The organism is Mesorhizobium sp. ES1-1 (genome assembly GCF_020164785.1).
GTDB lineage: Bacteria > Pseudomonadota > Alphaproteobacteria > Rhizobiales > Rhizobiaceae > Mesorhizobium.
The window spans coordinates 69,809-93,287 of sequence record NZ_JAIUGX010000010.1; the positions used below are offsets into that span (position 1 = coordinate 69,809).

A 23,479-nucleotide genomic window follows, 5' to 3' on the forward strand; every position below is an offset into this window, starting at 1 on the left:
GCGCTATCCACGAACGCAACGCGCAGCCATGCCTTTGTGGGGGGCCTGCCCCTGGATGATGAGACTAGATCCACGCGAAGCTTCCGAAGGTCGACTCCACCGCAGTCAGCGGGCTTTGACCATGACCCCTGCCACAAGCCGCATTCTGCCGAATCCCGCGCTTCCGTCCCGCTTCGATCTCTTCAGGTTCCTGGTCGCCGATCCGACAATGTCGTTGTCCGCTCGGTCCCATTTAGCTGCGCCGTCATTCTCATCATTGAGATACTGAAGCGAGGCCTGTCGTAGACCCTCTTTGACTGAGATGTGATAACCTGCCCTGCTCTGCTCACAGCCGGACCGCGCGGGATCCAGGACCGACGGCCAAGCTCAAGACTTCTTTTTGAGTCTCGGCCCAAGCGTTTGAATGATCTGAGCTGCATCCTGTGCGTTTGGTGCGCCTGGCGCGACGGGCGTCTTGATGATCATTTCGATACCGGGCTTCTTCATCGTCATGAAGACTCCGCTCGCATAAACCGGCATCTCGGTTGTCTTGTCAGTTATACTAACTATCTCAAAACGCGTTTCATGTGCCGCCAGGGTCGTCTCCGCCGCCTTTAAGAGCGCGAAGTCCCTCATTGTGCTCACATCGGTCCAGGAATTGCCCCCCGCAACGATGCTATAGGTGTCTTTCGACGTCGGTGTTGCTTTTACGCCGCCCAGCATTCCCGGCTCGCCGTATGGGGTGGCGCACGCCGAAAGCAGTGAGACAACGAAAAATGCTCGCGCCGATCTTGCAATACTCACTTGGCAGCCTCTCATGTTTCAGGCCCAAGGCCTGTCTCTAAGATTAATTTCCTGTCAACCCTGACGTCACTTGTAGCCTTGCCTCGATCCCTGTCCGGAAATGTGAGGGCGGTGCGACCCACGATCTAGTCAGTGGGAGACGCGCCATCGCACTGCATCAACATTATTGTGAGGTTGGCTACAACCTCCAGGCAGGCAAGGCGACGGCCAGCGCAGATCACCGCCTTGCGCCTTGCAGGCGACATCCCCGATCTGCTCAGCCTCCACCTTGGGTACATCGACAGCGACATCCGGGCAATCGGTGACGGCGTTTCGGGGTTATGGATCACGCGCCGTTGCGGGCGTTATGCGAACGCCACCCTCGAATTGCTGCCGGTCTCCCTGGTTGTTACGAGGCGGAAGCGATGTCGCCCGCCATCGTAGCCACGGTAGAAAGCCCCAGTAGCGCAACAGCGAAGCCTCCCGCGGCCGGCATTAATGCCTGATAAACGCGCACGGAACATATTCGAATCGGGCAGCTTTCATCCCCATGAGCACACGCGGGATCGACTTTCTTGACAAATGGATGGCCGAGCATTTGCCGGCCACGGATTCTGATGATCCGGTCTTTATCAGCGACCTCGCCGGTCAGGCGATGAAGGCGGCGGTGCAGGCAGGACTTGACCCTAACGAAATTGCCGAGGAGACGGACAGCGTGTTGGAGGTCATCTTCGAAGCCATGAAGAATCGAGCCGGCGGTTTGGCGGTTGACCCGAGGCTGGGCTGTTTCGGCCGCGAACAAAATTAGAGCGGCTGCACTTCCAGTTGGAGAGACACTAGGCAGAGCTCACGCCCCCCGTCATCGCGGATCGTAAACTGCAGCACCCTGTGCCTGCCGTTTAAGCGTATGTCGCCCGCTAACCCGCTCAGGGCCTTCACGGCCTCATTTTTGGCGGCGTGAAAACTTGGCAAATCCGCCCCATCCGTATCGGGAATGGGAACGTCCTCGCTGTCGAAATAATCGAAGTAATATCGCGCCATGGACTCGAACTTCACAGCGCGAATATTGGTTCCGTACGATTCTTACCAAAGCCACAAACGCCACCAGCCCGCCGGCAGAAGCCAGCGGGATAAGGGTGCTGGGTCGCCTTCTACATTTTGGCAGGAACATCGCTTCGCCAGCCGCCACCTGGCGGTGTTTAACTCCGCACGTTATGCGCACCTGCTCCCCGGCCAACAGGAAGGTGCCGCAGCGGTGGTTGACGCGGCCCTCAATGCCGCACTACAGGAATGAAGCGCGAACCGGTCGGGAACGCCGTCGGTGCCAATGCGGTGCCAACAGGCAGAATGAGGCAGGCAGTAATAGACCTAGTGATTGGAAAATCACGATGGAGGAATGGCCGAGCGGTTTAAGGCACCGGTCTTGAAAACCGGCGTGGGTGCAAGCTCACCGTGGGTTCGAATCCCACTTCCTCCGCCACTTTGTCAGGGTTGGTCCGGAGACATGGGTGACAGTCTGTCGCGGGCGTGTTCTCGACGATCGGCCAAGTCTCCGTTTCAAACCAGCCGCCTTTCATCCGCATCCGAATCGGCTAAGCCTTGGGACATGAACGAGACCTCGCTCTATGGGCCGGTGAAGCGGTTCCTCGAAAGCCTGGACTACGCCGTCAAGGGCGAAATCGGCGGCTGCGACATCGTCGCGTTGCGCGATGGCGAGCCGCCCATCGTCGTGATTTGTGAACTGAAGCTGCAGTTCAACCTCGAACTGGTGCTTCAGGGCGTCGACCGTGCGGCGGCCTGCGACGAGGTGTGGCTGGCGGCGCGCATGTCGGTGCGGGGCAAAGGCCGCGAAAGCGATGCGCGGTTTCGTAATCTCTGTCGCCGGCTTGGCTTCGGCCTTCTTGGCGTGACCGCGAACGACCGGATCGAGCTACTTCTCAGTCCGGCCGCGCTCGCGCCGCGCAAGAACGCTCGGCGGCGTTCCCGCCTTGTCGATGAGCACCGGCGCCGTCGCGGCGATCCCGTCGCGGGCGGCGGATCGCGCAGTCCCATCATGACGGCCTACCGCCAGAGCGCCCTCACCTGTGCCGCCGCGATGACCGATGGACCCAAGCGGCCGCGCGATCTCACTCCATTGACGCCGATCGCCCCGAAAATCCTGCTGCATAATGTCTATGGTTGGTTCGCGCGCGTCGACCGTGGCCTCTACGATCTTACCGATGCAGGCCGCGCCTCGCTGCTTCGTTGGCCGCAAGAGGCGTCGCAGGATGAAGTTCGACACGAGATCTTGATCGCGCCGTCGGCCTGAATGCAGATGTCATCGCTCAGCGAAGCCAGCCGCTCGGTTGATTTTTCGGACAGAATATGGTGCTTGTCGCGCCCATGAAGACTGTCTGCATTGCAGCCATGGCTTTCGTGATGCTGGCTTTTCCGGCCAGCGCGATGGACGATGCCTTGCGCGCCGGCCTGATGAAACTCGATCCGCAGACCCGCCTCGAACAGCGCTGCGATGCCGAGGTGCTCGATCGGATCACCCATGATGACCGCAAGTTCAAGGCCGACCGCGTCGTCGCCTACGCCTTCGCCACTCCCGAAATGAGCGCCGATGCAATCAGGAGCCCGGGAGCGGCGTTTCGCAGCAAAGGGCAGTGGTACCGGCTGAAATTCAAATGCCAGACGGGCCCGGACCACATGGAGGTTCTCCAGCTCCGCTACCGCATCGGCGATGAGATTCCCGAGGCCGACTGGGCGAAATACAATCTTTACGATTGATCTTGTCGACCAATGCGGATCTTTGTCCGCTCGACGGAGCGCGGCTCTCAGTCTTTTAAATCAATGGCTTCGGAGATGATTGGTACCGTGGCCTTGAGCGAGCGCATGGACAAAGCCTTGACGCCACTGGACCGCCAAGTTAGGCCCTCTGTTTAATCGACGACACTCGCCGAACCAGCAAGGGCTTCCAGTCGATGGATATTTTCAGCGCTGCCAGCCTTACCGCTTTGCTCCAGGTCATTGCCATCGACCTCGTGCTGGCCGGAGACAATGCGATCGTCATCGGCCTCGCCGCGGCCGGCCTCCCCTCCGAGCAGCGCAAGAAGGCGATCCTCATCGGCGTGCTGGCGGCAACGGTGCTGCGCATCGGTTTTGCCGCTGTCACGGTCAAGTTGCTGGCCATCGTCGGCCTGCTGCTTGCCGGCGGCATCCTGCTGCTTTGGGTCTGCTGGAAGATGTATCGCGAGCTACGCACGTCCCATGCCGACGAATTGGAGGCGACCGAAGCGCTGTCAAATTCGGACCTGAACAATGACCAGGCGGTGGCAGGCAAGTCGAGGCGCAAGACGCTCGGCCAGGCCGCGATGCAGATCGTCGTCGCCGATGTGTCAATGTCGCTCGACAATGTCCTGGCGGTCGCCGGCGCCGCACGCGATCATTTCCCGGTGCTGGTCATCGGTCTCGTGCTGTCAATCGCACTGATGGGCCTGGCGGCCAGTTTCATCGCCAAGCTGCTGCATCGCCACCGCTGGATAGCCTATATCGGATTGCTGATCATCCTCTATGTCGCGATCGACATGGTCTATCGCGGTGTCGTCGAAGTCTGGCCGCATGTGAGCAATGCGGTGAGTTGACGATACTCGCCTGCGCGGAGCCCTGCCGGGAGCCAGCGATCGCGGACGGACGCCCATACCAATGCCGCAATAAGTGTGGTATGCGCCGCCGATCCCGAAAACCCGGAACCCTTATATGTCCGCTCCTCGCGTGAGTTTCGTCAGTCTTGGATGCCCGAAAGCGCTTGTCGATTCCGAGCGCATCATCACGCGTCTGCGCGCGGAAGGCTATGAGATTGCCCGCAAGCACGACGGTGCCGACCTCGTCGTCGTCAACACCTGCGGCTTCCTTGATTCCGCCCGTGACGAGTCGCTCAATGCCATCGGCTCGGCGCTTTCGGAGAATGGCAGGGTCATCGTCACCGGCTGCCTCGGCGCCGAACCGGACGTCATTCGCGAGAGACACCCGAACGTTCTGGCCATCACCGGGCCGCAAGCCTATGAGAGCGTGATGGCCGCCGTGCACGAGGCGTCGCCGCCCACGCACGATCCCTACATCGACCTGCTGCCGCCGCAGGGCGTGAAGCTGACGCCGCGCCATTATGCCTATCTCAAGATTTCGGAAGGCTGCAACAACCGCTGTACCTTCTGCATCATCCCTGCGCTGCGTGGCGACCTCGTCTCGCGGCCTGCTGGCGATGTGCTGCGCGAGGCCGAAAAACTGGCCAAGGCAGGCGTCAAGGAACTGCTGGTCATTTCGCAGGATACCAGCGCCTACGGCGTCGACATCAAGTACCAGACGTCGATGTTCGGTGACCGCGAAGTGCGGGCGAAATTCCTCGATCTTTCAGAGGAACTCGGCAAGCTCGGGATTTGGGTACGGATGCACTATGTGTATCCCTATCCGCATGTCGCCGACGTCATTCCGCTGATGGCCGACGGAAAGATCCTTCCCTATCTCGATATCCCGTTCCAGCATGCCTCGCCGCAAGTGCTGCGGAACATGCGCCGCCCCGCGCATGGCGAAAAGACGCTTGAGCGTATTCGAGGCTGGCGGGACGTGTGTCCCGATCTCGCCATCCGCTCAACTTTCATCGTCGGCTTCCCGGGCGAAACCGACGAGGATTTCGAAATGCTTCTCGACTGGCTCGATGAAGCGAAAATCGACCGCGCCGGCTGCTTCAAATACGAGCCGGTTAGGGGCGCGCGGTCCAACGATCTTGGTCTCGAACAGGTCCCGCAGGAAATCAAGGAAGCGCGCTGGCATCGCTTCATGCAGCGCCAGCAGAAAATCTCGGCGACGCAGTTGGCGAGAAAGGTTGGCAAGCGCCTCCCGGTGCTGATCGACGAAGCGCATGGCACTTCGGCGAAGGGTCGCACCAAATATGACGCGCCCGAGATCGACGGCTCGGTCCATATCCAGTCGCGGCGCCCGTTGCGCTCCGGCGAAATCGTCACCGTCAAGATCGAGCGTGCCGATGCCTATGATCTCTACGGCTCTGCCGTCTGAGCCTTTCCTGGCCGGATAAACAAATGAAAAGGGCGCCGCGTGGGCGCCCTTTCCTTTCGTCTCGAGTTCTCCGCAGCTTATTGCGGCAGCTTGTCGTCAACACCTTTGACGTAGAAGTTCATGCCGAGCAGGGTGCCGTCGTCGGCAACCTCGCCCTCCTTCAGCCAGGGGGTGCCGTCCTGCTTGGCGATCGGGCCGGTAAAGGGATTCCAGCCGCCGGCGATCTTCTTCTCGGTCGCCTCGGCCATCGCCTTCACATCGTCGGGCATGTTGGTATAGGGGGCGAGCTTGACGGCGCCGTCCTTGATCCCCAGCCAGACATTGTCCGGCTTCCAGGTGCCGTCGATGGCTGCCTGCACGCGGCTGATGTAGTAGGGACCCCATTCGTCCGTCAGCGAGGTGAGCTGCGCGGTCGGGGCGAACTTGATCATATCGGATGATTGGCCAAAGCCATGCAGCTTGCGCTCCTCGGCAACCTGCAGGGCGGCGGTCGAATCGGTGTGCTGGACGATGATGTCGGCACCCTGGTCGAACAGGGCCTTGGCTGCGTCTGCTTCCTTGCCCGGATCGAACCACGAATTGACCCAGACGATCTTGGCCTTGAAGTTCGGGTTGATCGACTGAGCGCCGAGCATGAACGAGTTGATGCCCATGACGACTTCGGGGATGGGGAAGGACACGATGTAGCCGGCGACGCCGGACTTCGATTCCTTGGCCGCGATCTGGCCTAGCACGTAGCGACCTTCATAGAAGCGCGCATTGTAGAGACCGAGATTGTCGCCCGACTTATAGCCGGTCGCGTGCTCGAACATCACCTTGGGAAACTTCTTCGCGACTTTCACCTCGGCATCCATGAAGCCGAACGAGGTGCCAAAGATGAGCTTGCAGCCTTCGCGCGCCAGGCGCTCGAACGCGCGGTCGGCATCGGGGCCTTCCGAAACGTTTTCGAGATAGGCGGTCTCCACTTTGTCGCCGAGCGCCTTCTCGACCTCGAGGCGGCCCTGGTCATGCTGGTAGGAATAGCCGAAATCGCCGATCGGGCCGGTATAGACCCAACAGGCTTTAAACTTGTCGGCTGCCTCCGCCGACGCCGCCAGCGACAAAGCCGCCGTCGTCGTCATCAGGGCAATGAGCATTTTTTTCATCGTGTTACCTCTCTGTGTTAAGCCTTGGGGCTTCCCGTTTTGTTGTCAGCGATCCGGAACGAACGGCTGCCCCAGCGAAGCCGGCGTGTTCATCATGGTCAGACGCTTGTTGCGCGAGATTAGAACGAGAACGACGACCGTTGCCAGATAGGGCAGCGCAGAAAGCACCTGCGATGGCACCGGAATGCCAAAAGCCTGTGCATGAAGCTGTCCGATCCAAACCGCGCCGAAAATGTACGCGCCGGCCAGCACCCGCCACGGCCGCCACGACGCGAACACCACCAGTGCCAGGGCGATCCAGCCCCGCCCTGCTGTCATGTTCTCGACCCACTGCGGCGTATAGACCAGCGACAGGTGTCCGCCGGCAAGGCCGGCACAGGCGCCTCCGAAGATCACCGAGAGGTAGCGGTAGCGGATCACCCTGATGCCGAGCGCATGGGCCGAGCTGTGGCTGTCGCCTATCGAGCGAAGAGTCAGTCCGGTGCGCGTCTTGAACAGGAACCACATGACGGCCGCTGTCAGCGCGATCGAGATGTAGAAGATTGGATCCTGGCCGAACAGCAGCCTGCCGATCACTGGAAAGGAGGTCAGGCCGGGGATATCGAGATTTGGCAGCCTGACCCCCGGCTGCCCTACGAAATTGGTGCCCATCATGCCGGACAGACCGAGGCCGAGCAATGTCAGCGACAGGCCCGTTGCCACCTGATTGGTGGCCAGCGACAGCGTCATGACGGCAAACAGCAGCGAGAACAGCGCACCCATGGCGATCGCCGCCAGCAGCCCGATCCAGGGCGAACCGGTCAGGTAGCCGGCGCCGAAGCCGCCGACCGCGCCCATGATCATCATGCCCTCGACGCCCAGATTGAGCACGCCGGAGCGCTCGACCACCAGTTCGCCGATTGCAGCGATCAGAAGCGGCGTCGCTGCCGTGGCAATCGTCAAAAGGATGTTGACGGCGATGTCCATCAGCTTGCTTCCTTGAGCTTCGACGAGGCATCGCGTTTGACTGTGCTGTCCGGCGCGGCCAGCGCCAGCCCGACCAGGCGAATGCGGTAGTGGATGAGTGTGTCACAGCCGAGCACGAAGAACAAAAGCATGCCTTGGAACACTCTCGCTACCTTGTCGGAAATGCCCAGCGCGCTCTGCACCGCCTCGCCGCCGAGATAGGTCAGCGCCAGCACGAGGCCCGCGGCGACGATGCCCAGAGGATTGAGGCGGCCGAGGAAGGCGACGATGATGGCGGTGAAGCCGTAGCCGGGCGAGATCACAGGCTGCAGCTGGCCGATGGCACCGGAAACCTCGGAAATGCCTGCAAGACCGGCCAGCGCCCCCGACAGCAGGAAGGCGAAGAACACCATCCGATCGAGACCGAAGCCGGCAAAGCGCCCTGCCCTGGGGCTGGAGCCCATCACGCGGACCTCGAAACCCTTCAGCATGCGGCTCATCAGGATCCAGACCAGCACCGCCGCGACCAGCGCGAAGACGATCCCCCAATTCGCGCGCCCGGCATCCGGCATGAGCTCGGGCAGGATCGCCCAGTCGCCGAACTGGATCGTCTGCGGGAAGCCATGGCCCTGCGGATCGCGCCATGGGCCGCGAACCAGCCAGTCGAGGAAGAGCTGCGCGACGTAGACCAGCATCAGGCTGGTCAGGATCTCGTTGGTGTTGAAGCGTGTCTTAAGCAGAGCCGGGATTGCCGCGTAGGCCGCGCCGCCGACCATGCCCAACAAGAGCATCAGCGGGAGCACCAGCGGGCCTTCGAATTGCGGGAACATCACTGGAAGGATCGAGCCGAAGATGCCGCCGAAGATGAATTGGCCTTCGGCGCCGATGTTCCAGATGTTTGCCTTGTAGCAGACAGACAGGCCGACGGCGATCAGGATGAGGGGCGCCGCCTTGATCGCCAGCTCATGCAACTGCCAAACCTGGCTGACCGGCTCGATGAAATAGATGTTGAAGGCAGTCAGCGGATTGACGCCGAGCAGGGCGAACAGAACAGCGCCCGCAATGATGGTCAGGGCAAAGGCAATGAACGGCGACAGTGCCGAAAACAGCATGGAGCGCTGCGGGCGCTTGACGAGTTCGAGGCGCATCACGCGATCTCCAGGCCATGTTCGGCGTGGCCCGGCTCGGCCCCGCCCATCAGCAGCCCAATCCTCTCGAACGTCGCCTCGGCGATCGGCATAGGCTTCGACAATTCGCCATTGTGCATTACGGCGATCGCATCGGATATCTCGAAGAGTTCGTCGAGGTCCTGGCTGATCACCAGAACTGCCGATCCGCTGCGCGACAGTTCGATCAGGGCCTGTCGGATGCGGGCGGCGGCGCCGGCGTCGACGCCCCATGTCGGCTGGTTGACAACCATCACGCTTGGCGAGCGATCCAACTCGCGACCAACGATGAATTTCTGCAGGTTGCCGCCAGAAAGCGCGGCGGCCTCCGGATCGGGAGCGCTCTTGCGCACGTCCATCGCCTTGATGATCCGTTGCGCGGCTGTCTGGATCGCGCCGCTTCCGACAATTCCACCGATGCCGACGAAGGCCTTGCCGTCAGTGGCATGGCGCGACAGGAGCAGATTTTCCGAAAGCTTCATGCGCGGCGCGGCGCCGTGGCCAAGACGCTCCTCAGGCACGAAGGCGGCGCCGAGAAGCCGGCGACCTGTGATGCTCAGCCCGCCGGCATCCTTGCTGCGAATGCGCACCGAGGCTGCATCCTGTTGCAACACTTCGCCGGATACGGATTCGAAGAATTCGCCCTGGCCGTTCCCGGCGACCCCGGCGATGCCGATCACTTCGCCGGCGCGAACAGTCAGGCTGATATTCCTGAGCGGAATGGAGAAGGGCGTTGCCGGCTTACGGCTGAGGTTGCGGATTTCGAGAAGCGGCTGCGCGGCTTCGAGCCCAGCCACAGGGGCGCGCACAACGGCCTGTACCTCACTGCCGACCATCATACGGGCCAGCGAGGCGGCCGTCTCGTCACGCGGATTGCAGTGGCCAACCACCTTCCCATGCCGTAGCACGGTGGCGCGGTCGCAGATGCGTTTGACCTCCTCAAGACGATGCGAAATGTAGAGGATCGACTTTCCCTCCGCACGAAGGCGGTCCAGTGTCTCGAAGAGCTTGTCGGCTTCCTGCGGCGTCAGCACCGAGGTCGGCTCGTCCAGAATGATGAGTTGCGGCGCCTGCAACAGGCAGCGGATGATCTCGATGCGTTGACGCTCGCCCACCGACAAATCGCCGACCAGGGAGTCCGGGTCGAGCGGAAGGCCGTAACTGTAGGAAAGGGCTCTCGCTTTCGCCGCGATGCTGCCGATCGGTGAGCCGTCATCCAGCGACAGGGCAATGTTTTCGGCAGCCGTCAGCGCCTCGAAGAGGGAGAAGTGCTGGAACACCATGCCGATGCCCAGCTTCTTGGCGACGCCGGGACTCGTGATCCTGACGGGCTCGCCATTCCAGAAGATCTGCCCAGAATTGGGCTCGAGCGAGCCGAACAGCATCTTGACCAGCGTCGACTTGCCCGCGCCGTTTTCGCCGAGCAAAGCGTGGATTTCACCCCTGGCGATGTTGAGGTCGACATGATCGCATGCCGTCAGCGTGCCGAATATCTTGGTAAGGCCACGAACCTCTAACAGGTTCGTGCCGTCCTGATCTGCACTCACAGTGCCTCCCATCTGGTTTGCCAGATATGTTCTGTGTTCCCACAAGCATCGTAGGCGCGGCCGGCTCCGGTCGGAAACCGACACACGTCTTGAAAGAGCTTCAAGAATTTCAGCTGAAATTCAAGGGATAGCAAGTCAATCGCAGCTAAGGGATGAGAATGGTGGTTCCGGTCGTCCTGCGGCCTTCGAGGTCGGCATGCGCCTTGGCGGCATCCTTGAGCGCGTAGCGCTGGTTGATCTTGATCTCGACGGCGCCGCTCAGCACAACGTCGAACAACGCTGCGGCGGACGCATCGAGGTCCTTGCGTTTGGCATTGTAGACGAACAGCGTCGGCCTGGTCGCAAACAGGGATCCCTTTTGCGCCAGCAAAGACATGCTGAAGGGCGGGATCGGTCCCGACGACTGGCCAAAGCTGACGAACATGCCGAGCGGCTTCAGGCAGTCGAGAGACGCCGGAAATGTGTCCTTGCCGATGGAATCGTAGACGACGTCGCATTTCGTACCACCTGTGATGGCCGCTACGCCGGCGACGAAATCCTGCTCCTTGTAGTTGATGACATGATCGAACCCGTGTTTCCTGGCGAGTTCGATCTTGTCGGTCGAACTTGCGGTGCCGATGACGGTCGCGCCAAGGTGTTTGGCCCATTGCCCGAGGATCAGCCCGACGCCGCCGGCCGCGGCATGAAACAGGATCGTGTCGCCCGCCTTCACCTTGAAGGTGCGCCGAAGCAGATATTCGGCCGTCATGCCCTTCAGCATCATGGCGGCGGCCTGCTCGTCACTGACGCCGTCCGGCACCTTGACCACAAGGTCGGCGGCGATGACGCGCTGCTCGGCATAGGCGCCGACATTGGTCGTGTAGGCGACGCGATCACCGGGCTTAAGCCAATCGACGTCCTGGCCGATTTCCAAAACGAAGCCGGCCGCCTCGCTGCCCGCAATCAGGGGAAATCCGCCCGGCGGCGGATAAAGGCCCGAGCGATGGTAGACATCGATGAAATTCAGCCCAATCACCGTGTGCTTGATCAGGATCTGCCCAGCACCCGGCCGACCCGGATCGCAGTCCTCATAAGTCAGGACTTCCGGGCCGCCATGGGAGTGGATTCGGACTGCTTTGGACATGTTTCGGATTCCTTGAGAGCGGCGGATCAGGGCTTCTTGGCGCCCAGGTTAGGAAAGACCTGCATGATCCCACCGATGCAGGCGAGATAAAGCCCGGTGGCGGTAATGCCGATCTTGGTGAAGCTGCTGACCTGCTCGCCCAACACTCCGATCTGATCGTAGAATGCGGCAAGAGCCGCCTGAGCCAGCGCCAGCGCACCAAAAGCGCACCACAACAGCGTCATCGCCAGATTGATCCGCCGCAACCGGACCACACGCACCGGGTGGATAAAGTTGATAGGCACGAATGTGAGGATGCCGGCCACCACCACAACCGCGAATGACACCCATTGCCCGGGCTCGATGACGAACAATGTGAACACAACCATGTTCCAGACCACGGGGAATCCCTTGAAGAAATTCTCCTTCGTCTTCATGCCGGTGTCTGCGTAGTAGATCGCGCTGGAAACGACGATGATCGCAGCCGACAGGAACGACAGCCCCTCGCCCATGAACCCACGCTGGTACAGCGCGAAAGCGGGAATGAGCACGTAAGTCACGTAGTCGATGATGTTGTCGAGCAGTTCTCCCGACCACGTCGGCAGGATTTCCTTGACCTCGAGTTTGCGCGCGATCGGACCGTCGATGCCATCGACGAACAAGGCCAGGCCGAGCCACCAGAACATCGCGGTCCAGCGTTCCTCGCTCGCCGCGACCAGCGACAGGAAGGCCAGGAACGAGCCCGACGCTGTTAGAAGATGGACGGAAAAGGCCCTCGCCTGCGGCCAGGTGACTTTCTTTTTCGGCCGCGGAATCCGGTCCGTGATCTTTCTGGCGGTGGTTTTCCTGGGCATACTGTTCTTGCTCACGGGCCCCGCCAATCCAGCTTGCATATTTCGGCCGACCGGCCCGCGAAATTCCAGTTACGGCCGAAGGCCCGCATCTTGCTCTTGTCGGACTTGGCCACGATGATCTCCGGCGCAATCCAATATTGCGAATTGCTGATCACCGTATCCTTGTCGTGATCCTTGCCCTGGATCGGTGTCACCGCTCCGTCAATGATCTTCGGTATCTGGAAGATGCGTGTCTTGTCGCGCGTTTCATAAGTAATCGGCACCTGTTCGACACCAAGAAATTTGCCGACGAGGATGGAGAGCAAGGATGTGGTTCCGCCTGCCTTGCCGGTGAAAATCCTGGTGAGTGCCTTGACCGCATACACCGAGGCGCGCTTGTCGATGAACAGTCCCGCAGTCCAGTTGCCGCGGCTCATATAGCCTGGAATTTCCATGACCAGGCCGAGGTTCAGTCCCGACAGGTCAACGTTGCCGAAATGCCCCGCATCGATGCGGAAACCAGCCCAGGTCTGGCAATAGCCTTCGGTCGGCGGATGATTCCCGAGCGACAGCACGCAAGGGCAAAAAACTGTGCAATTGCAGGAGAGTACGAGCTCTCCCTTCATTGCCCAGCCTTGATCCTCCATCGGAATTTCCCCCACTACGCCGAGACTACTAGGAGCGCGGCTGCCCAGACAAGCAGTATCGCACCGCTAAGCCGCGTTGGAACCCTGCTAGTGGTTTGTTTTTCGATCAGTGTGAACAGCCCGATCAAGGCCATCCAGAAGATATTCATCACGCCCACGGCAAACATCACCAGCATAAGCGCCCAGCAGCAGCCGAGGCACCAGATGCCTTGCACGAAGCCAAGCCGGAAAATGCTGACGGGCCGCGCGCTCCAATTCGAAAACAGGATCGAGAACGGGTTCCTGCACTTATCCAGGCAGGCTTCCTTCATACCGCTGAACTGATAAAGTCCGGCGACAAGCAAGGCGAGTGCGCCGGCAATGCCGACGACCGGATCGAGCATGATACTGGCCGGGGCGGCTGCATGAATGACCAGGGTCAGCGCAGCGAACATCGCCGAGGCCACGAACCACGCGCTCAGATAGCCAGCGACCAGCACCAGCGGATGGACGACGGCCTCCCCCTTGATCCGCGCCGTATCGGCGATTTCGCAGTAGGTCCGGATCATTGGCGCGGCCGATGGCAGCATCGTCGCGAGCGCCATCACAAACCACATCAACACGAGCACGCCGAACCAGGGCCCGATCTGTCCATCCAATGGCGTTGGCGCGAGGCAAAGCGCGAAGAAGGGTTCGAGGAAATCCGGCAGCGGGAGTCCAGGCAGGGCGCGCAGGATCGTGTCGCCCGGGCCGCTGGCGCCTACACCCCGCCCCCCGGCGCCACGGACCGCCATCGCCGCAAGGACCAGCCAGGCAAGCAAAATAGCGGCGCCGACAGCGATGTTGACGGTGACACGGGGACCGACCGCGATGTTCGCCGTGGCGCGGCCGGCGCGGTCGAGATGGCGGAAATCATATTGCTGGCCGGTCATGGCTTCCGAATGGGCCGAATCGCCGCGTTGATCAAGCGGCATGATCTGACCTATATGCGGATCAACTGGCAGGCCAAACGGGCTGCCTCGCATAGAGGGCGGCAGCCTAACTTGGAGCATCAGGACACAGCGAGGATACTCGTTGCCGGCACAGGGCCGGCAGGGCTGGTCGCCGCGCTGGCTCTCGCCGATGCGGGTTTCCCGGTGACGCTCGTGGGGCCTGAGGCTTCGCGATCTGATGGCCGCACGACGGCTCTGATGAACCCAGCCTTGGACACACTTGAAAGGCTGAGCGTTCTCGGTGACATCCAAGCCAGGGCGGCACCGCTGAAGGTCATGCGTATCGTCGACGCCACCAGCCGGCTGATCCGCGGCCCTGTCGTCACCTTTCGCGCAAGCGAAATCAGCGAGGACCAGTTCGGGCTGAACCTGCCAAATAGCGTTCTCAATGAGGCGCTCGCGGAGGCGGCCGGACGGCATCCCGGCATCGAATGGCGACGTTCGATGGTGGCGACTTGGGAGCTCTCTTCCGAGCGCGCTCGTGCCATCCTCGCCGACGCCAGCATGGTAGAGGCGTCGCTGGCGGTCGCCGCGGATGGCCGCTCGTCGCCGGCACGCGAGGCGGCCGGCATCTCGACCTCCGCTCGCTTCTACCCGCAGGCGGCTCTGGTTCTCACTTTCGGCCACAGCAGCGACCACGCCTTCACCTCGACCGAGTTCCACACCGAGACTGGTCCGTTCACGCAGGTCCCATTGCCCGGCAATCGCTCGAGCCTGGTCTGGGTCGTCAAACCGGAGACCGCGACGGAACTTTCCGCATTGGACGACGAAGCCCTTTCGTTGCGGGTGGAAGACAGGATGCAATCGATGCTGGGCCGGGTGACGGTCGAGCCGGGTCGGCAGATCTATCCGCTTTCGGCCGTGACCCCATTGCGGTTCGCCCACAACCGGGTGGCGCTTGTCGGCGAAGCGGCGCACGTCTTTCCCCCGATTGGCGCGCAAGGTCTCAACCTCGGCATTAGGGACGTCGACGATCTTGTTGCTATTGCTCGGCAAAACCGCAGTGATCCTGGGTCCGCCAAGGCGCTGGCCTCCTATGATTTCAAACGCCGTCCCGATATCCTGGTGCGCAGCAGCGCCGTCAATCTGCTCAACATCTCGCTATTGTCGGACATGCTCCCGGCGCAGATGGCCCGTGTCGCCGGGCTTGGAGTGCTGGGCGGCCTGGCACCGCTTCGCGCTTTCTTCATGCGCGAAGGCCTTCGTCCGGGCAGCGGGTTCGCGGCTTTGGCCGGCGGACGGCGAAGGCGGCAAAGCTGACAAGCAGCCCGCGTAGCGCGATCCAACTTGCCATCGGCAAATCTCCAAACCTTTCCGTTGCGTCCCACGTTGCTTGGAGACGCGCAAAGGCTCCAGGATTGCATTGACGCGCCGGACAAGCCAAATAAAGGTAAGGATTCAGTGGTGAGTAGGATGAAAACGGCCAAATTCGCAATCGGAGAGGTGGTTCGACACCGGCTGTTTCCTTTCAGGGGAATCATCTTCGACGTAGACCCTGAATTCGCCAACACGGACGAGTGGTATGAAGCTATCCCTGCCGACGTGCGCCCGCGTAAGGACCAACCCTTCTACCATCTTCTCGCCGAGAATGCGGAAACCGAATACATAGCCTATGTCTCGGAGCAGAACCTGCTCGCGGACCGGTCCGGCGAGCCGGTCCGGCATCCGCAGATCAAGGAGATGTTCGACAAGAAGCCTGACGGGCGCTACGAGCCGAAAGGGCAATCCAGGCACTGACTGCCCGCATGGCGGCTCGGGATCGAGAACGGCCCCCGAATCAAAAAAGCGGAGCCGAGGGCCCCGCTTTTGCTATTCCAAAAGTCCGCTTCGTCTGAGTGCGATCAGTTCGCGGCCTTGGCCTTGTCCTGCTCAGCCTTGAGCTTCTTGGCGAAGTCCTGCTGGTTCTTGGCCGCGTAATCCTGAAGCTTCTTCTGCCGATCCTCGATGTCCGACTGCTGCAGCGCCGGACCGTCATAGGCGCCGCTGAAGCCCTGCAGGGCGATCTTGATCGGATTGGGCTGGTTCTGGAAATTGACCGAGGTCAGAGTGATCGCCTGGCCCTTCTTGAACGAGTTGACGAGTTGGTCGGTGAGCGGCACTTCAGCCACGCAACGGTCGGGGAAGCAGATCACATAGTCGAGCTTCACGGCTTTGCCGGTATCGATCTGAAGGCCGATGCCGGGGGGCACCAGACGGCCGGTCGGGACCGTTACCTGGAAAACCTTGCGGTTCACTTTGCCTTTCAGCTCGATCAGGCTGACGCCCGTAACAAGCTGTCCGTTGCCGGCGGTGGTGATGTTCTGAACGTTGCAGATGTCGACGTCTTCCTGCTTCGTGCAAGCCTTGAACCAGCCCTGCGGAAGTTGCTGTTGCTGCTGTGCGGAAGCGGCGGGAAGCCCTGCGCCCAGAAAGCCGACCAAGCCAGCGGCCATGACCGAAAGGCGGTACGCGTTGCTGTTCAGGCTCGTCATGTGGTGCACTTCCTCTTAAAATGATCCCGGGACCGGCTTCTTCGCGCCGTGTGGTCCAGCTACCTGTTGCCGAAATGAGGCAACAGAATGACTTCGACCGGCGTGTTACACTGCAAGCGCTATCGAATCCAGCCCGGAGCCCGCGATTGTTGGCGACGAGATTGGCGGGTGCGCGCATGGCTCGTGCTAGGGTGCGCACCGAATCATCAAGCCGACCCAGTTAGGAGACGGTCATGGGCCGCGTTCTTGTTTGGCTGATCGCCGCGATACCAATTTTCGCCCTTTCGCATCTGCCGGCCACGGCGGCGCCGAAGCACGCCATTGCGATGCAGGGCGAACCGGCTCTGCCGGCCGACTACGGGCATTTCGATTACGTCAATCCGGACGCCCCGAAGGGCGGCAGCGTCACTTACTGCGTCGTCGGCACTTTCGACAATCTCAACCCCTTCATTCTCAAGAGCCTGCGCACCACGGCCCGGGGCATGATGGACACTATCTTCGGCAATCTGGTCTTCGAGCCACTGATGCAACGCAATGCCGACGAGGCCTTCTCTCTTTACGGGCTGCTGGCCGAGAGCGCCGACATGGACCCGGAGCGCAAGAGCATCGAGTTCCACCTCAACCCGAAGGCGAGATGGTCGGACGGGGAGCCGGTGACGCCGGAGGATGTGCTGTTCAGCTACGATGTCTTCACCGAAAAGGGGCGCCCACCATACAGTGACCGCATGGCCAGGGTCGCCAAGCTGGAAAAGACCGGCGATCATAGTGTGCGCTTCACCTTCAACGACAAAGCCGATCGCGAATTTCCCTTGATTATCGCCATGACACCGATCGTCCCGAAGCATGCCTTCGACAAGGAGACCTTCGACAAGACCACGCTGAAGCCGCTCATCGGTAGCGGCCCCTATACGATTGAACAGGTCCAGCCCGGTCAACGCATCGTCTTCAAGCGCAACCCCGACTATTGGGGCAAGGACATCCCCGCCAAGAGGGGCTTCGACAATTACGATCGCATATCCATCGAGTATTTCCTCAACGCCAACGCCAAGCTGGAAGCGTTCAAGAAAGGCGTTTGCGCCTTCGACGATGACAGCGACCCGGTCAAGCGAGAGCGAGACCTGGATTTCCCAGCTTTTCACAGAGGCGAGGTGATCGCCGAAAGCTTTGACATCGGCGTCCCGCCCGTCGTGACGGGTTTCCTCTTCAACACCCGATTGAAGAAATTCGCCAACCCCGTGGTTCGACGCGCGCTCGGCATGCTTTACGACTTCGAGTGGGCCAACAAGAATTTGTTCGGCGGAAAGTACACGCGCACGATGAGTTTCTGGCAGGGCTCCGAGCTTTCGGCGCTCGGCCACCCCGCCGACGAAAAGGAAAAGGCGCTCCTGGCCCCCTACCCCGGGCGTGTTCCGGCCGACGTCATGGATGGTACGTGGCGGCCGCCGGTCACCGATGGATCCGGCCAGGATCGCAAGGTCTTGAAAGCCGCTTACTCGCTGCTCAGCAGTGCCGGCTACCATGTTCAGAACGGGGTGATGCTCGACCCGGACGGAAATCCATTCGGTTTCGAGATCCTGACCGCCTCGCAAGACGAAGAGCGCCTTGCCGGCATTTTCCAGCGTACGTTGGAGAAAATCGGTATCAACGTCGCCATTCGCAGCCTTGACGGCGACCAGATACAGTCGCGCAAGCAGCGCTTCGATTTCGAAGTGCTGGTCGGGTCGAGCGGCTTCAACAATTCGCTGTCGCCCGGTATCGAACAGTCTGGCCGCTGGAGTTCGGCGGCGGCCAAGGCGGAAGGGTCGTTCAATCTCGCCGGGGTGGCGGACCCAGCGGTGGACGCGGCGATCGAAGCCATGCTGCAGGCCCGCTCCAAGGACGACTATGTCGCCGCCGTTCGCGTTCTCGATCGGCTGCTGATTTCGGGCGGCTACATGGTGCCCATGCAGCACAATGCGCAGCAATGGCTTGCCTATTGGAGCTACTTGGATCACCCGCGAAAGACGCCCATATTCGGATATCAACTGCCGACCTGGTGGCGCAAGGCGAGCTGAGGTTCAGGAGATCGACATGAGCGACCCGAACACCGTCACAGTCGATGTCGTATCCGACGTCGTGTGCCCTTGGTGCTTCATCGGCCAGAAGCGGCTCGACAAGGCCATCGCCGCGCTCGACGATATCGAGGTGCACATCCGCTGGCGGCCGTTCCAGCTCGACCCGACTGTGCCGCCGCAGGGAAAGGACCGCCGGGAGTATATGCTGGCCAAGTTCGGCACCGATGAGCGCATCCGCGAGATCCACGCCCGCATCGAACCGCTGGGCGAGGCCGAAGGCATTTCCTTCGCTTTCGACGCCATCAAGGTCGCAGCGAACACGCTTGACGCGCATCGCCTGATACGCTGGGCGGGTGCAGCCGGCGAGGCAGTCCAGAACAGGCTGGTGCGCCGCCTGTTTCAGTTGAATTTCGAGGAAGGCGCCAATATCGGCGACCATGCGGTGCTGGTCGAAGCCGCTCGAGACGCCGGCATGGATGCGTCGGTCGCCGAGACCCTTCTGCCGACGGATGCCGATGTCGAAGCGGTGCGGACCGAAGTCGCAACGGCGTCCCGCATGGGGGTGACAGGCGTGCCGTGTTTCCTGCTCGAGGGGAAGTACGCGGTCATGGGTGCCCAGGATGCCGACACGCTGGCCGATGCCATCCGCCAGGTCGCGGCCGCCAAGGCTCGCGGCGAACTGGACAAGGCCGGCTGAGCCATCGTTTTGTCGCGACACGCGACGCCGGTTTCCCCCTCCAACTGGCGGCCCGGATCGATCTATAGCACTGCGCTCAAGCAAACGAATCACAGCGCTGATCGACCGCTTGCGGCTTGAGCAGATCGCCGATCGAGGCGGCGTCTGCCGGAAAAATTATGGCTCACCGGCGGTCAAAAAGCTCCGATCCCCCCTCAAGTCAGATCAAGAATCCGTGTGAACTGTTTCCCTTGGGTAAACGCCCAAGCGAGGCACCGCACGCCGTAAGCCGTTGACACTAATCAATTAATTCTGAGGTGATCCGGCATGCGCAGGACGCATCGACGACATCTGTTGCCGTGCAGCAACGGCCCACGTTGCAAACGGATGGTAGTCTCTAGAAAAATTAATGGAAAATGATCAATTGGTGTTACCATCCGTAACAAAAGAAAAAAGGTTTGGGCGGGATCGTGATTCAGGTCGGCAGACCATCGCAAGAGTCAGTACCGGAAAAAACACTTCGCGATGCCGCAAGGCCTTCGTCTTCCACCCCTGTATCGTCGATGCGCAGCTTCTGGGGATTGATGCGGGCCTACTGGCTGTCCGATCGCTGGAAGGAAGCCTGGACGCTCACCATCGTAATCGCGCTGCTGACCGCGCTTTGCAGCAAGGCAGGCGTCTGGTTTGCCGTGGCATTGGGCGAGTTGGGCAATTCGATCGCCTTCTTTCACGATGCCGCCAACACCAATCCGCTGCAGGGAATTCTGACCAACGCAGGCATATTGGTGGTGCTGGTGGTGCTCAAGGATGCCGGCTTCACCGGTGTGCGCGGGCTTGTCTCTGCAACCTTGCACCGAAAATGGCGTGGCTGGCTGGACACGCAGTTCAACCAGGCCCTGCTTGACGGCAATCACACGCATTTCCATGCCCAGCATGGCTCCGCGGCCAACGGTATCGTCGCGCCCGACAACATCGACCAGCGCATCCAGGAATCGATCAAGGACATGACCGGCGGAGCGATCGGTCTGGCCATGGGCGTTCTCGGTGTCGCGACCTCGCTCTATTTTATCGGCGAGAATCTGATCGGATCGTCGGTCGAGGTCAAAGGGCTGGAGTTCCTGGGCAGTTATGGTAGCGCGGTGCTCGCCTTCCTCGCCGTAGCCATTTATGTGCCGCTGAACACCTGGATCGCGATGAAGCTTGGGCGCCTGCTCGAGCGACTCAACATCCGTATGCAGCAGGCCGAGGGAAGCTATCGCAGTGAACTGACGACATTCCTGCGCCGCAGCTTTCATGTCGCGGCTTCACATGGCGAGGGCGTACAAAAGTCGATGCATGACAGGCTCTACGTCGATATCGACAAGACCTGGGGCAGGCTCAATGTCGTCAACAACAGCTACACATCGTTCGAGCTGATCTACAACTTCATCGGTGCCCGGATCGTCGCCTATGGTCCGGGTCTGGTGTCGTTCATCCACAACCGCCTGGACTACAAAGGCTACATTACCGGCTCTGAAATGGTCGCCCAGCTGATCAGCCAGTGCTCGTGGTTCATTCATGTCATGCCGGCCATCGCCACGCTGCGGGCCAACAGCCAACGCGTCATCGAATTGGCGCAGGCGATAGAGGATGTTCAGCAGCCGCAGCAATTCTACAGCAAGACCGGCCGCTCCGAATTTCGCTACGCCAGCCAGAACCCGGTTTTCGGCCTGACCATCCAGAAGCTGGAACTGGCGCATCAGGGCGAGGATGCGACGCCATTCCTCAGCGCCGCCAATCTGCGCTTCCGGCGCGGCGAGTGGTCCTTCCTCAAGGGCCAATCCGGCTGCGGCAAGACCTCGCTGATCAAGGCCATCAACGGCTTGTGGCCCTATGGTCGCGGCATGATCGTCTTCCCCGAGGGCGTGACAAGCTTCTATGCGGCGCAGGAGGTCAAGCTCCAGCAGGTTACACTCAAGCAACTTGTCTGCCTGCCCGGCTCCGAGCATGACCATGGCGAAGCCCGGGTCGCGGCGGCGCTGCACAAGGCTGGCCTCGGCGATTTCATCGAAAACATGGCCGACGAGACCCGCGAAGGCAAAAACTGGGATCAGGTACTGTCGGGCGGTCAGAAACAGAAGCTGGTGGTTGCGCGCATCATTCTGCAGCAGCCCGGCCTGCTTTTCCTTGATGAGGCAACCGGAGCGCTAGACCCCGAGGGCAAGGTCGCCTTCCATCAGGCGATCAAAGACAATTGCCCCGACGTCACGGTCATCAGCGTCATGCACGAGGCTGTAGCGCCGAGGTCCGTGGCAGGCGCCGAGTTCTACCACAGCATCGTCGCCATTGCCGACGGCGTCGCCACCAAGAAGCCACTCGCGCCGACGCTGCCCGCCGAGCTCACCACCATTCTTGCCCAGCCGCGGCCCGTCGAGGACAAATGGCTTCGCATCTCACGCCGCCTCAAGCAGAAATAACCGTCCCGACATCGGTTGGCCGTATCATGCGACGGCCATGATCACGCCTTCGACATGTCCGGGTCCACACGCTGGTCGATATCACCGGCGTGGGGCTCTGGCGTCCCGACGAGTTAGTGATCCTCAACGGGACGCTGCTGTAGTACGCCTGCATCAATCTCGGCTACGAAGTGCGCCATGGACGAATTGCTCGTTCAATCGAGACGCTGGCCGTCCTTTACCCGGTAAGTCGGCTTATACATGGTGACAAGCTCTTCCGCTGCTGTCGGGTGCACCGCCATTGTGCGGTCGAAATCATCCTTTGTCAGCCCGGCCTTCAGCGGAATGGCGAGCAGCTGCGCCATTTCGCCGGCATCCGGCCCCAGAATATGGGCGCCAAGCACCTTCCTCGTAGTGCCATCGACGACAAGCTTCATCAGCATCTTCTCGTCTCGGCCAGACAGCGTGTGCCGCATTGGCCTGAACGAAGCACGGTAGATCTCGATATCGGGATGATGTTTGACCGCATCATCCTCCGACAGGCCCACGGTTCCGATTTCAGGCTGTGAAAAGACGGCCGTGGCGATCGTGTTATGATCCGGCGCGGTGGGATTGCCCTTGAAGGCGGTTTCGATGAAGCACATGGCCTCGTGGATCGCCACCGGAGTGAGCTGCACGCGGTTGGTGACGTCGCCGATCGCCCAGATGTTGTCGATGTTGGTGCGGGAATATTTGTCGACGTTGATCGCGCCGATCGCGCTCATTTCCAAGCCGATGCCTTCCAGCCCCATATTCTCGGTATTCGGAATTCGTCCAATGGCCAGCATGACCTGATCGACCGTAAGCACCGTTCCGTTGTTGATATGCGCGTCCAGCCGGCCATCAGGGCGCTTGCGGACAGATTCCGATACGGCATGGCAGAGGATCCTTATCCCCTTCCTCTCCATCGTCTCGTGCAGCATGCGCCGCAGGTCCATGTCGAAGCGGCTCAGAATCTCCTTGCCGCGGTAGACAAGCGTGGTGTCGACACCGAGACCGTGGAAGATGTTGGCGAACTCGACGGCGATATAGCCACCACCTTCGACCATGATTGCCTTGGGCAATTCTTTGAGGTCGAAAGCCTCGTTGGAAGAAATGCAATGTTCGTGCCCCGGCAAGGCGGGATGAGGCGCCGGGCGGCCGCCTGTTGCAATCAGGATCTGGTCGGCAGTCACAGTGCGGTCCTCGGCCAAAAGATGCACCACGTGAGGGTCGACGATTTTGGCGCGAGACTGAAAGGTCTCACCACCGGCGCCTTGCACATTCTTCTTGTAGATTGCCTCCAGCCGGCTGATCTCGCGATCCTTGTTGGCGACCAGAGCGCCCCAGTCGAAACTGGCCTCCGGCACCGTCCAGCCGTAGCCGGCGGCGTCGGCGAAATGCTCGGGAAACTGCGAGGCGTAGACGTAGAGCTTCTTAGGCACGCAGCCCCTGATGACGCAGGTGCCGCCATAGCGGTATTCCTCGGCGATGCCGACGCGCTTGCCGAGTGCCGCCGCCACACGCGCCGCCCTCACCCCGCCGGAACCGCCGCCGATGACGAAGAGATCGTAGTCATACCCGGCCATGATGCGGTTCCTTGAAGTTCAGCAAAACCCAGTGACAGGTAGGCTGCCAGGCCTAAAAAGAAA

General features: G+C 61.0%; 22 protein-coding genes and 1 tRNA gene. 11 read left to right on the forward strand and 12 right to left on the reverse strand.

The annotated features are described in order from the left end of the window. Positions 1-366 precede the first annotated feature (366 nt). The gene (locus tag LB513_RS17925) at positions 367-702 is read right to left on the reverse strand and encodes a hypothetical protein (protein ID WP_224664835.1); all 336 of its coding nucleotides are present in this window, start codon (positions 700-702) and stop codon (positions 367-369) included. 646 nt (positions 703-1,348) lie between these two features. Here LB513_RS17925 and LB513_RS17930 point away from each other — a divergent pair. Then, positions 1,349-1,570, forward strand: a complete 222-nt coding sequence (locus LB513_RS17930; protein WP_224664836.1) for a hypothetical protein — start codon at positions 1,349-1,351, stop codon at positions 1,568-1,570. Here the strand turns inward: LB513_RS17930 and LB513_RS17935 are convergent. Beyond that, entirely contained in the window at positions 1,567-1,803 is a 237-nt protein-coding gene (locus LB513_RS17935; RefSeq protein ID WP_224664837.1) for a DUF6894 family protein, read from the reverse strand. The two genes, LB513_RS17930 and LB513_RS17935, sit on opposite strands and share 4 nt — an antisense overlap. 349 nt (positions 1,804-2,152) lie before the next feature. On the opposite strand from LB513_RS17935, the gene LB513_RS17940 reads away from it, so the two are divergent. From LB513_RS17940 to rimO, 5 genes are all read left to right on the forward strand, one after another. Further along, positions 2,153-2,242: transfer RNA gene (locus LB513_RS17940), tRNA-Ser, on the forward strand. A gap of 126 nt (positions 2,243-2,368) precedes the next feature. Continuing rightward, complete coding sequence (locus LB513_RS17945; RefSeq protein ID WP_224664838.1) at positions 2,369-3,070, forward strand: DUF2161 domain-containing phosphodiesterase; 702 nt, start codon at positions 2,369-2,371, stop codon at positions 3,068-3,070. A gap of 56 nt (positions 3,071-3,126) precedes the next feature. Further along, positions 3,127-3,534, forward strand: coding sequence for a DUF930 domain-containing protein (locus tag LB513_RS17950; protein ID WP_224664839.1), 408 nt, complete (start codon positions 3,127-3,129; stop codon positions 3,532-3,534). A gap of 194 nt (positions 3,535-3,728) precedes the next feature. Further along, a complete protein-coding gene (locus LB513_RS17955) occupies positions 3,729-4,388 on the forward strand; it encodes a TerC family protein (protein ID WP_224664840.1) in 660 nt (219 codons plus the stop codon). Between the two features lie 115 nt (positions 4,389-4,503). Continuing rightward, positions 4,504-5,817 carry a 30S ribosomal protein S12 methylthiotransferase RimO gene (gene rimO / locus LB513_RS17960; protein WP_224664841.1) on the forward strand — a complete coding sequence of 438 codons (1,314 nt, stop codon included), beginning with the start codon at positions 4,504-4,506 and terminating at the stop codon, positions 5,815-5,817. Between the two features lie 77 nt (positions 5,818-5,894). Here rimO and LB513_RS17965 read toward each other — a convergent pair whose 3' ends face one another. The 8 genes from LB513_RS17965 to LB513_RS18000 all read right to left on the reverse strand — a co-directional run bounded on the left by LB513_RS17965 (position 5,895) and on the right by LB513_RS18000 (position 14,155). Continuing rightward, entirely contained in the window at positions 5,895-6,962 is a 1,068-nt protein-coding gene (locus tag LB513_RS17965; RefSeq protein ID WP_224664842.1) for a BMP family ABC transporter substrate-binding protein, read from the reverse strand. Between the two features lie 45 nt (positions 6,963-7,007). Continuing rightward, a complete protein-coding gene (locus LB513_RS17970) occupies positions 7,008-7,928 on the reverse strand; it encodes an ABC transporter permease (protein WP_224664843.1) in 921 nt (306 codons plus the stop codon). Beyond that, positions 7,928-9,058 (reverse strand): ABC transporter permease, encoded by a 1,131-nt coding sequence (locus tag LB513_RS17975; RefSeq protein ID WP_224664844.1) that lies wholly within the window; start codon positions 9,056-9,058, stop codon positions 7,928-7,930. Before LB513_RS17975 ends, LB513_RS17970 begins: the two co-directional genes overlap by 1 nt. Beyond that, positions 9,055-10,632 (reverse strand): ABC transporter ATP-binding protein, encoded by a 1,578-nt coding sequence (locus tag LB513_RS17980; protein ID WP_224664845.1) that lies wholly within the window; start codon positions 10,630-10,632, stop codon positions 9,055-9,057. Before LB513_RS17980 ends, LB513_RS17975 begins: the two co-directional genes overlap by 4 nt. Positions 10,633-10,765: 133 nt before the next feature. Beyond that, complete coding sequence (locus LB513_RS17985) at positions 10,766-11,743, reverse strand: quinone oxidoreductase family protein (RefSeq protein WP_224664846.1); 978 nt, start codon at positions 11,741-11,743, stop codon at positions 10,766-10,768. A gap of 26 nt (positions 11,744-11,769) precedes the next feature. Then, complete coding sequence (gene pcsA, locus LB513_RS17990; RefSeq protein WP_224665000.1) at positions 11,770-12,576, reverse strand: phosphatidylcholine synthase; 807 nt, start codon at positions 12,574-12,576, stop codon at positions 11,770-11,772. A gap of 11 nt (positions 12,577-12,587) precedes the next feature. Beyond that, positions 12,588-13,202, reverse strand: coding sequence for a DUF1326 domain-containing protein (locus LB513_RS17995; protein WP_224664847.1), 615 nt, complete (start codon positions 13,200-13,202; stop codon positions 12,588-12,590). 14 nt (positions 13,203-13,216) lie between these two features. Next, positions 13,217-14,155 (reverse strand): DUF2182 domain-containing protein, encoded by a 939-nt coding sequence (locus LB513_RS18000; protein WP_224664848.1) that lies wholly within the window; start codon positions 14,153-14,155, stop codon positions 13,217-13,219. 69 nt (positions 14,156-14,224) lie between these two features. On the opposite strand from LB513_RS18000, the gene LB513_RS18005 reads away from it, so the two are divergent. Then, positions 14,225-15,433 carry a UbiH/UbiF family hydroxylase gene (locus LB513_RS18005; protein WP_224664849.1) on the forward strand — a complete coding sequence of 403 codons (1,209 nt, stop codon included), beginning with the start codon at positions 14,225-14,227 and terminating at the stop codon, positions 15,431-15,433. A 153-nt stretch (positions 15,434-15,586) separates the two neighbouring features. Then, positions 15,587-15,910, forward strand: a complete 324-nt coding sequence (gene hspQ / locus LB513_RS18010) for a heat shock protein HspQ (protein WP_224664850.1) — start codon at positions 15,587-15,589, stop codon at positions 15,908-15,910. A gap of 104 nt (positions 15,911-16,014) precedes the next feature. Here hspQ and LB513_RS18015 read toward each other — a convergent pair whose 3' ends face one another. Next, complete coding sequence (locus LB513_RS18015) at positions 16,015-16,644, reverse strand: invasion associated locus B family protein (protein ID WP_224664851.1); 630 nt, start codon at positions 16,642-16,644, stop codon at positions 16,015-16,017. 233 nt (positions 16,645-16,877) lie between these two features. Between LB513_RS18015 and LB513_RS18020 the strand changes: the two genes are divergently transcribed. The 3 genes from LB513_RS18020 to LB513_RS18030 all read left to right on the forward strand — a co-directional run bounded on the left by LB513_RS18020 (position 16,878) and on the right by LB513_RS18030 (position 21,830). Then, the gene (locus LB513_RS18020) at positions 16,878-18,698 is read left to right on the forward strand and encodes an extracellular solute-binding protein (protein ID WP_224664852.1); all 1,821 of its coding nucleotides are present in this window, start codon (positions 16,878-16,880) and stop codon (positions 18,696-18,698) included. Positions 18,699-18,714: 16 nt separating this feature from the next. Beyond that, positions 18,715-19,395, forward strand: coding sequence for a DsbA family oxidoreductase (locus tag LB513_RS18025; RefSeq protein WP_224664853.1), 681 nt, complete (start codon positions 18,715-18,717; stop codon positions 19,393-19,395). 542 nt (positions 19,396-19,937) lie between these two features. Further along, the gene (locus tag LB513_RS18030) at positions 19,938-21,830 is read left to right on the forward strand and encodes an ABC transporter ATP-binding protein/permease (protein ID WP_224664854.1); all 1,893 of its coding nucleotides are present in this window, start codon (positions 19,938-19,940) and stop codon (positions 21,828-21,830) included. 194 nt (positions 21,831-22,024) lie between these two features. Here the strand turns inward: LB513_RS18030 and gor are convergent, their stop codons facing one another. Continuing rightward, positions 22,025-23,416, reverse strand: coding sequence for a glutathione-disulfide reductase (gor, locus tag LB513_RS18035; RefSeq protein ID WP_224664855.1), 1,392 nt, complete (start codon positions 23,414-23,416; stop codon positions 22,025-22,027). Positions 23,417-23,479: the final 63 nt, after the last annotated feature.